Below are 12407 nucleotides of genomic sequence, written 5' to 3' on the forward strand. Positions count from 1 at the left end.
GGTGGAGGAATTGTCGTCGTGACCGACGACAGCGGTAGGCTCACATGCCGTGACCGACCCCGACCGCCGCACGCGCCTGATGGCATCGGCGGCCAAGGCACTGCGCGATCTGTCCGATGTCCTCGTCCCCCTCGGGGAGTCGTTCGACGACGCCGGCCACGAGTTGTACCTGGTCGGCGGGTCGGTGCGGGACGCGGTCCTCGGCCGGCTGTCCGGCGATCTGGACTTCACCACCGACGCGCGCCCCGAACAGGTGGCGGCGCTGCTGGCCGACTGGGCCGACGCGCTGTGGGACACGGGTATCGACTTCGGCACGATCAGCGCCCGCAAGGGTGAGCACATCGTGGAGATCACCACGTTCCGCTCCGACTCCTATGACCGCGTCGGACGCAACCCGGAGGTCGTTTACGGCCACTCACTGGATGACGACCTGGTCCGACGCGACTTCACCATCAACGCGATGGCGGTGCGGATCGGTCGCGACGGTCCCGCGGAGTTCTGCGACCCCCTCGATGGGATCACCGCGTTGCTCGCGGGTGTCATCGACACGCCGGCCACGCCGCAGGAGTCGTTCCACGACGATCCGCTGCGCATGCTGCGGGCGGTGCGATTCGTCTCCCAGCTCGGATTTCGGGTCGCGCCCCGCGTGTTCGACGCGATCAGTGAGATGTCCGGGCAGATCGACCGCATCACCGCCGAGCGGATCCGTGTCGAGCTGGACAAGACAGTGCTCGGCGAGTATCCGGTCGAGGCCGTCGAACTCATGGTGGAGTCCGGGTTGGCCGAGCGGGTCATTCCCGAGGTGCCCGGGATGAAGCTCACCATCGACGAACACCATCAGCACAAGGACGTCTACCAGCATTCGTTGACGGTGCTGCAGCAGGCGATGGACCTCGAGGAGTCCGACCCGGATCTGGTGCTGCGGTGGGCCGCGCTGCTGCATGACATCGGTAAACCCGCGACCCGCCGCCACGAAACCGGCGGCGGCGTCAGTTTTCACCATCACGAAGTGGTCGGCGCGAAGCTGGTTCGCAAGCGGATGCGCGCACTGAAATATCCCAAGGCGGTTGTCGACGACGTGTCGCAGCTGGTGTTCCTGCACCTGCGATTCCACGGCTACGGCGACGGACAGTGGACGGATTCGGCGGTCCGGCGCTACGTGACCGACGCCGGTCCGTTGCTCGATCGGCTCCATAAACTCGTCCGCGCCGACTGCACCACCCGCAACCGGCGGCGGGCCCGGCGGCTGCAGGAGAACTACGACCACCTCGAACAGCGCATCACCGAGCTGCAGGCCGCCGAGGACCTCAACCGGGTGCGGCCCGACCTCGACGGCAACGCCATCATGGCGCTGCTGGGCATCCCGGCCGGGCCGGTGGTCGGGGAGGCGTGGCGGTATTTGAAAGAGCTGCGCCTGGACCGCGGGCCGTTGTCGCCGGAGGAGGCCGAGGAGGCCCTGCGCGAATGGTGGGCTCAGCGCGGCTGAGTAGTAGTAGTAGTAGTAGTGCAGTTTGCACCTCGACGGTTAGCCGCGGTACCGGCGGGGCTCGGCCGTGGACGAGGTCGAGCCGCGGATTCGGGAGCTGTTGGCGGCGTATCCCCGCAGATGCCCGCGAAGTTGATAGCGGATCGGATCGGGTGGTGAGCGATGTACGATCCCCACAAGCAGCGTCTGGTCGGGGTTGGTGAGAGGCGATCAGATGTATCGAAATGTGATGATCGCAGCGGTCATACTGGTGTCCGCGGCGGTGGTATTCGCCAGTCTCGGTCCGGCCACCGCTGAGCCTGTCGCGACCGGGGGATCGTTCTATGTCGCGCCGAACCCGCTGCCGACCAGGGCCAACGGTGACCTGATCCGGTCGGAGCAGGTGAGGTTGCTGGCGGGATTGGGCACGCCACTGCCGGTGTCGGCGACCAGGATCTTGTATCAGAGCGCCGACACCCGCGATGTTCCGATCGCCACGAGCGGCATCGTGTTGACGCCGACCTCGCCGTGGTCCGGGCCGGGATCGCGGCCGCTGGTCAGCTATGCCATCGGCACTCACGGTGCGGGCGACGCGTGCGCGCCCTCGATATTGTTGACCTCGGGGGTCAGCCTCGACGGTTCATCGACACCGGTGACGGAAGCAGAGGCACTGAGCCTGGCCGCTGTACTCGCACGGGGCTACGCAGTCGTCGTCACCGACTATCAGGGGCTGGGTACCCCGGACGGACACACATTCCTGCAGCCTGTGCCTGAAGCACACGCGGTGCTCGACGCGGCTCGCGCCGCGATCCGCCTCGGTGTCACCGCCCCGCACGCACCGATCGGGATCTGGGGATACTCCCAGGGCGGCGGCGCCGCCGCGGCGGCCGCCGAACTTGCCGCCGGCTACGCACCCGACCTCGCCGTCCAGGGCACTGTGGCCGGGGCGCCCGTCGGCAACCCTGCGGTTGCGTTGCAGAACGTCGACGGCAAGTCGCTGGCCGGGCTGACCGGGTTTTTCCTCAACGGACTCCTGGCCAGCCATCCCGAGCTCGCGCCCCGGATCACCGGCATGCTCAACCCGGCCGGCGTCGACTTCCTGCACGCCACCGCCGACCAGTGCCTTTCCGGGGTTGTGCTGCACTGGGGGTTTCGCAACACCAGGGACTTCACTATCACCGGGCAATCCATCATGGACACTCTGCAAGCCGATCCCGTCACGAGCAGGGTGTTGGACGGCTTCGTCCTGGGGAGAGTAGCGCCGGCCGACCCGGTGCTGATCATGCAGAACACCAATGACGATGTGGTGCCGGCGCGTGCCACTCGTGAGCTTGCCGCCGGTTGGTGCGCCAAGGGCGCGAACGTGACCTACGCCAACATCGACACCCCGCCGTTGCTGCCCCAGGCAGGCATTGTCGGCCACCTGGCCGGGGGCATCTTCTCCGGTCAGGCGGTGCAATGGCTCGCCGACCGCTTCACCGGGCTTCCTTCACAACCGAACTGCCCGTAACGCGGGGGTCTCGGCGTCGCCGCCGAACACCGTCGTCTCTGGTCGGTGGCGATCGATGGATGGACGCGGCATCTAGGTCAACTCGAAAGCTCTTCTGGCGTGCATGAGCAGTCATACCAGCGCCACCGACGTACCACCCTTGCCAGCGCTCAGGGTTTCGGGCCCTGGGTCGAGTTGACTGTCGAGGACATCGGAAGGGCGGCGGTGGCCGCGGTCGTCGAGCAGCGCCAGGGGTCCACGTGATGTCCATCGAGACCGCCGAGGATTGATCCGCCTCATGCGTCAGCGCGGCGGGGAGACCGGCGCGAAGACCTTCGCCGCGTGCGGCACCGCTTCGAACACCGCGGGCAGCTCACCGACCAGGTCGCCGTCGATGGACACCAGGGCGGTCGGATCGCTGTACAGCTCGATTTCGCGTCCCCGCATCGTGCTCACGGTCGGGTGAGTGACATGGCGTCCCGAGAAGACCTTGGGGAAGACCATCGCCACGGTCATCCGGGCGAAATGCGGCGCGCGGGCGGCCATCGTCAGATCGATGAGACCGTCGGTCATCGACGCCCCCGGCGTGATCTGCATGCCACCGCCGTAGGATTTGGTGTTCCCGATGGCGGCGAACACGAGGTCGCCGTCGACCTTTTCGTCGTCGACCCGGACCTCGTAGTGCCGGGATTTCAGTCCGATCAGCTCGGCCGCGGCGGCGAGCGTGTAGCGGGCCTGCCCGTTGGGCCACGACATCTCGTTCGCGCGCGCGGTCACCGACGCGTCGAAGCCGGTCGCCGCGACCGTGGAGAACAGCGCCGATCTCCCATCAGGGAAGGTCACGCGGCCCAGATCGATCGTGCGGGTGTGACCGGCGACGATCACCGCGACCGCAGCCGGCACATCGTCGAGGGGGATACCGAGGTTGCGGGCCACGTCGTTGCCGGTGCCCGCGGGGATGATGCCGAGCGGTTTGCCGGTGCCGAACGACGCTTCGAGCGCGAGGCGCAGCGTCCCGTCACCCCCGACGACGACGAGCGCATCGGTGTCACCGCGGGCGGCTTTCCCGGCCAGATCACTCGCCTCGGCGGCGTCCTGACCGATGATCAGTTCGACGTCGCAGCCCTGTGCGGCGAACTCGTCGACCGCGCGGTGCGCGATCGCGAGACCCGCACCGTGCCGTGAGTGCGGGTTTGCCAGCACGGTGACGTGGCAACCCCGATGGCAGCGCTGCGGATCGGAATGCATGGTCTACAGTGTTACACACCATGCCAATCTGTAAAGAAGATGTGGGTGACCAGGTGCTCGACGCGGCTCGTCGGTGCCTGCTGCGCAACGGCGGCCGCAAGGTGACCCTCGCCGAGGTCGCGCGTGAGGCCGGCGTCAGCCGGCCCACCGTCTACCGGCGCTTCCCGGACATGGCGCAGATCATTCGTACCCTGCTGACGCGCGAGGTGTTGGGCATCGTCGCCGCGGTCACCGAGACCACGCCGCTGCGGACCGCGGATCTGGATGCGGCGATGGATCAGGTGGTACGGGTGGCCGCGGCGCTGCGCGATGACGAACTCGTCGCCGCCCTCTGGCGGGAGCAGCGCGAGTTCATGATGCCGTACGTGTTCGACCGGCTCGGGACCAGCCAGCTCGGCGTCCTGGACATTCTCACCGACATCGTGGCCCGCGGTCAGGACCGTGGCGAGGTCCGCGACGGCGATCCGAAGAAGATGGCGTCGATGGTGCTGCTCATCGCTCAGGCGGCCGTGCAGTCACGTGCACTCGTCGAATCGATCCTCGGCGACGAGTGGAGCATCGAACTGCATCAGGCGCTCACGTCGTACCTGCGACCACCCGACACCCTGCCGCCGGCATCCTGATGGTCGCCCTCGACGCCCGCAGCCGGCGCGACGCACTGACGCGACTCGCCGACCCCGACGATCCGATCGACGTGCTCGTCGTCGGGGGCGGGATCACCGGGGCCGGCGTGGCGCTCGACGCCGCCACCCGAGGTCTGCGGGTGGCGCTCGTTGAAGCCCACGATCTGGCGTTCGGCACGTCGCGATGGAGCAGCAAACTCGTGCACGGCGGGCTGCGCTACCTCGTCGGCGGGCATCTCGCGATCGCCCGCGAGAGCGCGGTGGAACGCCATCACCTGATGACCGTCATCGCGCCGCACCTGATCCGGCCCGTACCGCAGGTGATCCCCGACCACGGGGCCCGCGTGTCGTCGACGATGGTGCGGGCCGGCCTGCGGGCGGGTGACCTGCTGCGACGCACCGCCGGCACCTCGTCGACGGTGCTGGCTCCACCGGTCCGGTTGGGCGTCGACGACACGCTCGAGCTGTGTCCGGCGGTCCGGCGGACCGGTCTGCGCGGCAGCATCGTCGGCACCGATGGGCAACTCGTCGACGATGCGCGGCTCGTCGTCGCAGTCGCCCGCACTGCCGCCGCATTCGGCGCGACGATCGCCACCTATACCCGCGCCGAGCAGGTCACCGGAACCGGTGCGCGACTGACCGACACCCGCACCGGTGAGAGTTTCGATGTGACCGCGCGTGCCGTCGTCAATGCGACCGGCGTGTGGGCCGGCGACCTCGATCCGAGTCTTCGGGTGCGGCCGAGCCGCGGCACCCACCTGGTCTTCGACGCGGCCACGTTCGGCCACCCGACCGGTGCGCTGACGGTGCCGGTCGCGGGGTCGGTGTCGCGGTTCGTGTTTGCCCTGCCCGAACAGCTCGACCGGGTCTATGTGGGTCTGACGGATGTGGATGCCCCGGGCCCGATCCCCGACGTCCCGGAACCCGACGACGCCGAGATCGACTTCCTGATCGGGGCGATCAACCGGGCCCTCGAACAGCCGGTGACGCGTGCCGACGTCATCGGGAGCTTCGCCGGGCTGCGCCCGCTCATCGACTCCGGACGACACGTCGGCCGGAGCGGGGGCCGGGGCGCGGGCACCGCCGACCTCGCCGACGTGTCCCGGCGACACCGGGTGCACGTCTCCGACGGCACGCTGGTCGGGGTGATCGGCGGGAAGCTCACCACGTACCGGCGGATGGCGGAGGACGCCGTCGACGCCGCGATCGCCGCGAGTGGTCTGCGCGCGGGTCGGTGCGTCACCACGACCACCCCGCTCATCGGCGCCGCGGCCGTGCCGGCGGACCGGACGTTACCGGCGTCGATGGTCGCGCGGTTCGGGTCGGAGGCGTCGAAGGTGGTGGCCTCGGCGACGGTGGACCGTCCGCTGGCCGCGATCGCCGGGGGCCTTGACGTGACCCGTGCCGAGGTCGAGTACGCCGTCACGCACGAAGGGGCGATCACGGTCGACGACGTCGTGCACCGGCGCACGCGGATCGGTCTCGTCGACGCCGACGCCGACCTGGCGCGCGGTGCGGTCACCGAGATCGTCGACGCCGCGCTGGATGCGCTCGACTGATCGGTCCGGCTGATCAATAACCCATCGTCCGGAGCGCGTCGGCGAGCCGATCGAGATCCTTGCGTTCGACGTCGAGGTGCGGACTGATCCGCAACACCGACTGCTCGGTGGCCAGCGGGGCACGCCAGGAGTCGGCGCAGGTGACGAGGATGCCCAGCGAACGCAGCTTGTCACGCGCGGCGGCCACATCCGACGGCTGCCATCCCGGCGGCGGCGCGAGGGTGGTGATCGCTGACGGTTCCTCGGGGCGTTCGAGCACCTCCCAGCTGCCGATGCCGTCGAGCCGTTCGCGCGTGTGCCGGCCGATTGCCGCGAGTTCGCGGAACACCCGCTGCTGGCCGATCGCGAGGACCTCGGACACCGCGACACCGAGGCCGAGGCGGCCGGCGACGAAGGCCTCCGAGCTCTCCACCTCGACCGGGCGCAACGCATCCGAGCGGATCGCGAGGAATCCGACCCCGCGTGGGCCGGTGAGCCATTTGCGGCTGGTCCCGTAGACGATGTCGGCCCCGGTGACGGTGGGGACCTGGCCCGCGGATTGCGCCATGTCGACCACCACCGGCACTCCGGCGGCGTGTGCGACCTCGACGATGCGGGTGACCGGCTGGACGACGCCGGACGCGGATCCGATGTGACAGATGTGGATGAAGTCGGGCTGCTCGAACTGCAGCATGTTCTCCAGCGCGTCGGTGTCGACGTGCCCGTCGATGTCGGCGTCGGGCAGCGGGCGGACCGCATAACCGCGACGCTCGAACTCGACGAGATTGGGGCCGAACTCGTTCTTCGCCACCCACACGGTCGTGGAGATGGGCAGATTCCAGTAGGTGAGCAGTGCGCGCAGCGCGGCGCGGGCGCTTTCCCGGAAGGCGAGTTCATCGGCGGTGTGGCCGATCAACGACGCGAGATCACGCTTGTCACGCGCGATCTCCTCGGCCCGGTCCTCGGCGGCGATGTAGGAACCGCGTTCGGATTCGCGCCACAGATGGGCCGAGATCACCCCGATGACCGCGTTGGACGACCGGCCTGCGGCCGCCGAGTCGAGATGCACGATGTCCGGGCGCAGACGAGCGCGGTGGAACTGTTCACCCAGTTCGCTCACGTACATGGGACTGAACCTACCGGCCGTGACCGACCGAGAGCTTGTCGGGTGCAAGCGTGGTGTGTCGCCGCCGGGCGGAACCGGGGCAGGCCGCGCTGCGTCGAATCTCCTATGGACGCGGGCATCGACTACCTCTTCGGGCTCGGCGATGGACACATGACGACGTGGGTGTCCGTGGCGGACGCCGATCTCGACGGGGACGGGAACGCCGATGCGGTGATGCTGGATTTCGACGGCGACGGTCGCCGCGACGACGCGATGTGGGACAGCGACGGTGACGGCACCGCCGACGTCGCCGCCCTCGACACCGACGACGATGATCTGCCCGACACGTTCTATCGGGATGCGGGTACGGGGGTGTGGGGTCAGCTGGTCGCCGATCCCGGAACGCTCCGGCCAACGCCGGGCATCGCGGTCGTGCCGGAGGATCCGGACCGAGAACCACCGCCCGACCGAGAGCCACCGACGGACCCGGACCCACCGCCCGATCCGGGCCGGGTCAAGTTGCCGGCGCCAGGCACCGAACCCGACGATGCCGACGGGGTGTTGCGCGCCGAGGACCTCGACGGCGACGGCCGTGTCGACGTGGAGCTGGTCGGTTCACGCTGCGCCGGCATCCCCGTCGCCGAGCGGCTCTACATCGACGAGGACGGCGACGGTCGCTTCGACCGGGTCCTCGTGGACGAGGACGGGGACGGCCGCGCCGACGTCAGCCTGGATGACCGTTCGCCCCGATTCGGGGATCGGTGACGTGGTGGTGACCGGGGTGATGCGGCGGGTGGAGGACCCGGACCACCGTGGCGCCGATGAGGTAGAGCACCATCCCCAGAATCGGCAGTCCCACCGACTTCCCGTCGACCGGGATCGCGAACGCCGCGAGGGTCACCGAGGCGACGTAGGCGATGTTGAAGACCGCGTCCTGCACGGAGAACACCTGGCCGCGCACCATGTCGCTGGTGTCGACCTGCATGCTGAAGTCGCCGCACAGCTTCGCGATCTGCCCGATCAGGCCGAGGGCGAAGGCGGCGATGCAGATGACCACGGCGTGGAAGGTCAGCAGCGAGATCTCGGCGACCGCCCCCACGGCGAGCGCGATGCACAGCGTGCGCCGGCGCCCGAACCGTTCGACCGAGTAGGGGGTGACCACCGCCGCGAGGAACGCCCCGCCGGCGGTGAACCCGGCCACCACACCCACGCCGAGAAGTCCGTCGCCGCCGCCGGCGTGTTTGCTCATCACCAGCAGCATCAGGGTGTTCATGCCGAACACGAGTCGGTGGGCACCGATCGCCGAGAGCGCAGCGGACACGGTGCGCGAGCGCACCACCGCACGGGCACCGTGCAGCAGGCCGACCGACACGGCGTGCAGCGCGGACCGCCCCGGATCGTCGGGTTCGTCGGGTCCCAGTTCCAGGCGGGCGAAGCCATGCGCGATGGCGGCCGAGACGAGGGCGATCGCCACACCGGCGAGCGTCGTCGTCGCGCTGCCGGTGTTGTCGGGACCGAACAGCAGACGCAACAGTGCGACGATCCCGGCACCGACCGCGAGCATGCCCGCACCGAGGGTGGTGAACAGTGCGTTGGTCGCGACGATCACATCGTGGTGCGCGACGTGCGGCAGACCCGCGGACAGACCCGAGGCGACGAACCGGCTCGCCCCGGTGACCGCCAGGGCGCCGATCAGGACGACGGTGTCACTGGCCCCCGTCGCGATCGAGATCGAGACCAGTCCGATCATCACGGCCCGCAGGATGTTGGCGTACATCAGGACATTGCGCCGGTCCCAGTGATCGAGCAGCGCACCGGCGAACGGCCCGATCAGCGAGTAGGGCAACAGCAGGACCGCGAGACCCCCGGCGACGGCGAGCGGATCGGAGTGGCGTTCCGGGTTGAACAGAATCGCGCCGAACAGCGCGGCCTGGAACACGCCGTCGGTGATCTGGCTGGTGAGCCGCACGGCAAGCAACCGCCCGAGACCAGGGGAGTGGCCGAGCGAGTTGATGAACCCCCGCACACCGCGGGAGTCGTGCGGAGGGGCGGACGTCACTGATTCAGACTAGCGACCCCGACGGGCGGATCATGCCATGATGGTGAGGTGGCCGGCGGCGACGAATCAGAGGACCCGACCCCCGAGTTCTATTCGGAGGGTGCGCGTGACGCGGGACCCGATGTCTCGCGCGCGGGACGGGTTCGGCCGGGCACGCTGCTGCTGGCGTCGACCGATCTGATCGAGCCCACATTCGCCCGCACGGTGATCTACATGATGGAACACAACGAGGCCGGGAGCCTCGGTGTGGTCATCAACCGGATGAGTCAGACCGCCGTGCACAACCTGTTGCCGCAGTGGACCGAAATCGCGGCGTCACCGCGCGCACTGTTCGTCGGCGGTCCGGTGAAACAGGATGCCGCGCTATGCCTGGGCGTGGTCAAGCACGGCGCGAACATCGACGGGTACGAGGCCCTGCGGCCGATCGACGGCCGGGTGGTGCTCGTCGACCTCGACGCAGATCCGGCGGACCTGACCGAGGTCCTCGACGGCGTGCGTATCTTCGCCGGCTATGCGGGCTGGGGCATCGGACAACTCGAAGGCGAACTCGAGCAGAACAGCTGGATGCTGGCGTCGGCGTTGGCCCGGGATCTGCTCGCCCCACCCGCGGCCGACCTGTGGGCCGGCGTGCTGCGCCGACAGCCGTGGCCGTTGCCGTTGGTCGCCACTCATCCGATCGATCTCAGCCGGAACTAAGTTTCAGCTGAGGCCGCTCGCGTCGACCGGTGTCATTCGCTGGTGTGATTGTCCGGGTAGGCGGTCACCGCGAGAAACCGGATCGGTAGCCGCACCAGATCGTGCGGTCCGTGGATGCCCTCACCGTCGAGCAGCAGGGCGTCGCCCGGGCGCAGGGTGTACTCGGCGGTGCCGTGGCCGTAGACCATCTCGCCCTCGAGCATGTAGAGCAGTTCGGTGCCGGGGTGTTGAAAACGTGGAAACACCTCGCTGTCGTCGGTGAGGGTCACCAGCACCGGTTCGAGCCGCTTGTGTTGTCCCCGCAGCCCACCCAGCATTTCGTAGTGGTGTCCGATCCGGGTGCCGCGCCCGACGATGACCGCACCCCGGCCGGACTCGGTGTAGACCGCCTCGCGCGCCACGTCGGCGTCGCGGAACAGCGAGGTCACCGGGACGTCGAGACCGGCGGCGAGCCTGGCCAGGGTGGACAGGCTGCACGAGGTCTGCGCGTTCTCGATCTTCGACAGCATCGCCTTGGAGATGCCGACCTTGGCTGCCATGTCGGCGACCGACATGCCCGCGTTGCGGCGCAACAGGCGGACCTGATGCGCGATCGCGGCCTCGAGGTCATTACCCGTCGGAGCGTCCGCGGCCACCTCCCGCTGCACGGGTGCCGGGTCGCCGGTGTCGCGGACGGTCTTCGTCAGATCGGCTGCCATGTCCGCATTCTAGCGAACATTGTTTACTCGCAGTGGACGAATTGTTGCGGACGGATCACGCGTGCGCGGCGGCTGTCTCCGCTTCCCGCCCGTATCGGGTCGCCAACCACGAGCACAGGATCAGCTGGATCTGATGGAAGATCATCAGTGGCAGCACGATGAGACCGACGGTCGAGCCGGCGAACAGGACCGTCGCCATCGGCAGGCCGGTGGCGAGGCTCTTCTTGGTCCCGCAGAACTGGATCGCGATGGTGTCGCCGCGATCGAACCCGAGACGTCGCGGCACCCAACGGGTCACCACCAGCATCACCGACACCAGGATCAGTGAGATCACCGCGACGGCGATGATCTGGCCGGCGTCCACGACCGACCAGATGCCCTCGCGCACGCCCTCACTGAACGCCGAGTAGACGACGAGCACGATCGAGCCGCGGTCGGCCAGTTTGGTGACCTTGGCATGACGGCCGAAGAATCCGCCCACCCAGGGGCGGGCGAGCTGACCGACGATGAACGGCACCAGGATCTGAGCGACGATCTTGAGCACCGAGGTGCCGTCGATCTGGACACCGCTGGTCGTGGTCATCAGCGCCACCACCAGTAGGGGGGTCAGGAACACGCCGATGATGTTGGAGGCCGACGCGCTGACGATCGCGCCGGGCACATTGCCGCGGGCGATCGAGGTGAACGCGATGGACGACTGCACCGTCGAGGGCACGAGGCACAGGTACAGCAACCCGTTGTAGAGATCTTCGCCGACGATGGGTTCGACGACCGGGCGGATGGCCAGCCCGAGGATCGGGAAGACGACGAAGGTGAACGTCAGGATCGTCGTGTGCAGGCGCCAGTGTTTGAGCCCCTCGAGGGCCTCGCGTGGATGTAGCCGGGTGCCGTAGAGGAAGAACAGCGCGGCGATCGCGACGGTGACCACCCAGTCCAGCAGGTCGGCGGCGGTGCCGCGGGCGGGAAGGAACGCGGCGATGATGACCGCGGCCAGAATGGCCAGGATGAAGCCGTCGACGGGGGAGCGGTTCAGCAGGTCACGGGCGACTGCGAGTGGGTTGGGCACCGGCGCTCAGGGCTGTGCCGACTCGCTGCCGGCCGTCTCGCTGCTGCACACCCCGCGCAGCGAGCATGCGCCGCAACTGGAGCTGCCGCAGTCGTCGGCGGGATCGGCGGTATCGGGGCTGGGCGCCTCGGTCGCTGCCTCGTGGGCGCTGCCCGAGCAACAGCCACATCCGGCGTCGTCGGCCGGGACGGCCGCCGCGGCTCGCACGGCCATGCCGCTGACCATGCCGACGACGACCAACGCGACGAGCAGACCCACGACGGCGAACACGACCGACCAGGCGCCGTCGACGCCGAGGGTGAGGACGCCGCTCAGGACGAGGATGCCGGCGGCACCCAGCATGCCGGGGCCGGCGACGCGGTTGGCCACGCCGAACGCCTCCTCGGAGCGCATCGTCTCGTCGGTGCGGACACCGAGACG

Annotated in this window: 12 protein-coding genes and 1 pseudogene; 7 read left to right on the forward strand and 6 right to left on the reverse strand. The window is 68.9% G+C overall.

Annotated elements, in window-relative coordinates:
- Positions 1-49 precede the first annotated feature (49 nt).
- From GORHZ_RS23270 to GORHZ_RS23275, 3 genes and pseudogenes are all read left to right on the forward strand, one after another.
- Positions 50-1486, forward strand: coding sequence for a CCA tRNA nucleotidyltransferase (locus GORHZ_RS23270; protein WP_006337473.1), 1437 nt, complete (start codon positions 50-52; stop codon positions 1484-1486).
- A gap of 43 nt (positions 1487-1529) precedes the next feature.
- Positions 1530-1642 (forward strand): annotated as a pseudogene (locus tag GORHZ_RS31820) (hypothetical protein); the annotation flags it as partial.
- A gap of 73 nt (positions 1643-1715) precedes the next feature.
- Positions 1716-2975, forward strand: a complete 1260-nt coding sequence (locus GORHZ_RS23275) for a lipase family protein (RefSeq protein WP_006337474.1) — start codon at positions 1716-1718, stop codon at positions 2973-2975.
- A gap of 282 nt (positions 2976-3257) precedes the next feature.
- On the opposite strand, the gene GORHZ_RS23280 is transcribed toward GORHZ_RS23275, so the two are convergent.
- The gene (locus tag GORHZ_RS23280; protein ID WP_006337475.1) at positions 3258-4202 is read right to left on the reverse strand and encodes a diacylglycerol kinase; all 945 of its coding nucleotides are present in this window, start codon (positions 4200-4202) and stop codon (positions 3258-3260) included.
- A gap of 20 nt (positions 4203-4222) precedes the next feature.
- Here GORHZ_RS23280 and GORHZ_RS23285 point away from each other — a divergent pair, with 20 nt between their 5' ends.
- Together GORHZ_RS23285 and GORHZ_RS23290 are read left to right on the forward strand one after the other, a co-directional pair.
- Positions 4223-4825, forward strand: a complete 603-nt coding sequence (locus GORHZ_RS23285) for a TetR/AcrR family transcriptional regulator (protein ID WP_040533152.1) — start codon at positions 4223-4225, stop codon at positions 4823-4825.
- Positions 4825-6384 carry a glycerol-3-phosphate dehydrogenase/oxidase gene (locus GORHZ_RS23290; protein WP_006337479.1) on the forward strand — a complete coding sequence of 520 codons (1560 nt, stop codon included), beginning with the start codon at positions 4825-4827 and terminating at the stop codon, positions 6382-6384. The genes GORHZ_RS23285 and GORHZ_RS23290 overlap by 1 nt, the downstream gene beginning before the upstream one ends.
- 13 nt (positions 6385-6397) lie before the next feature.
- On the opposite strand, the gene GORHZ_RS23295 is transcribed toward GORHZ_RS23290, so the two are convergent.
- On the reverse strand, positions 6398-7489 hold the full coding sequence (locus tag GORHZ_RS23295) for an aminotransferase class V-fold PLP-dependent enzyme (RefSeq protein WP_006337481.1): 1092 nt from the start codon (positions 7487-7489) through the stop codon (positions 6398-6400).
- 105 nt (positions 7490-7594) lie between these two features.
- Between GORHZ_RS23295 and GORHZ_RS23300 the strand changes: the two genes are divergently transcribed.
- Positions 7595-8233: a hypothetical protein gene (locus GORHZ_RS23300; RefSeq protein ID WP_006337483.1), complete on the forward strand. Its 639-nt coding sequence runs from the start codon at positions 7595-7597 to the stop codon at positions 8231-8233.
- Here the strand turns inward: GORHZ_RS23300 and GORHZ_RS23305 are convergent.
- The gene (locus GORHZ_RS23305) at positions 8193-9527 is read right to left on the reverse strand and encodes an MFS transporter (protein WP_006337485.1); all 1335 of its coding nucleotides are present in this window, start codon (positions 9525-9527) and stop codon (positions 8193-8195) included. The genes GORHZ_RS23300 and GORHZ_RS23305 overlap by 41 nt on opposite strands.
- A gap of 48 nt (positions 9528-9575) precedes the next feature.
- Between GORHZ_RS23305 and GORHZ_RS23310 the strand changes: the two genes are divergently transcribed.
- Complete coding sequence (locus GORHZ_RS23310) at positions 9576-10223, forward strand: YqgE/AlgH family protein (protein ID WP_006337487.1); 648 nt, start codon at positions 9576-9578, stop codon at positions 10221-10223.
- A 32-nt stretch (positions 10224-10255) separates the two neighbouring features.
- Here GORHZ_RS23310 and GORHZ_RS23315 read toward each other — a convergent pair whose 3' ends face one another.
- The 3 genes from GORHZ_RS23315 to GORHZ_RS23325 form a co-directional block, all read right to left on the reverse strand.
- Positions 10256-10921, reverse strand: coding sequence for a helix-turn-helix domain-containing protein (locus tag GORHZ_RS23315; protein WP_006337489.1), 666 nt, complete (start codon positions 10919-10921; stop codon positions 10256-10258).
- A gap of 55 nt (positions 10922-10976) precedes the next feature.
- Entirely contained in the window at positions 10977-11987 is a 1011-nt protein-coding gene (locus GORHZ_RS23320) for a bile acid:sodium symporter family protein (RefSeq protein ID WP_006337491.1), read from the reverse strand.
- 6 nt (positions 11988-11993) lie between these two features.
- On the reverse strand, positions 11994-12407 hold a 414-nt coding region (locus GORHZ_RS23325), incomplete at its 5' end, for an SdpI family protein (RefSeq protein ID WP_006337493.1).

Source organism: Gordonia rhizosphera NBRC 16068, from assembly GCF_000298195.1.
Classification (GTDB): Bacteria; Actinomycetota; Actinomycetes; order Mycobacteriales; family Mycobacteriaceae; genus Gordonia; species Gordonia rhizosphera.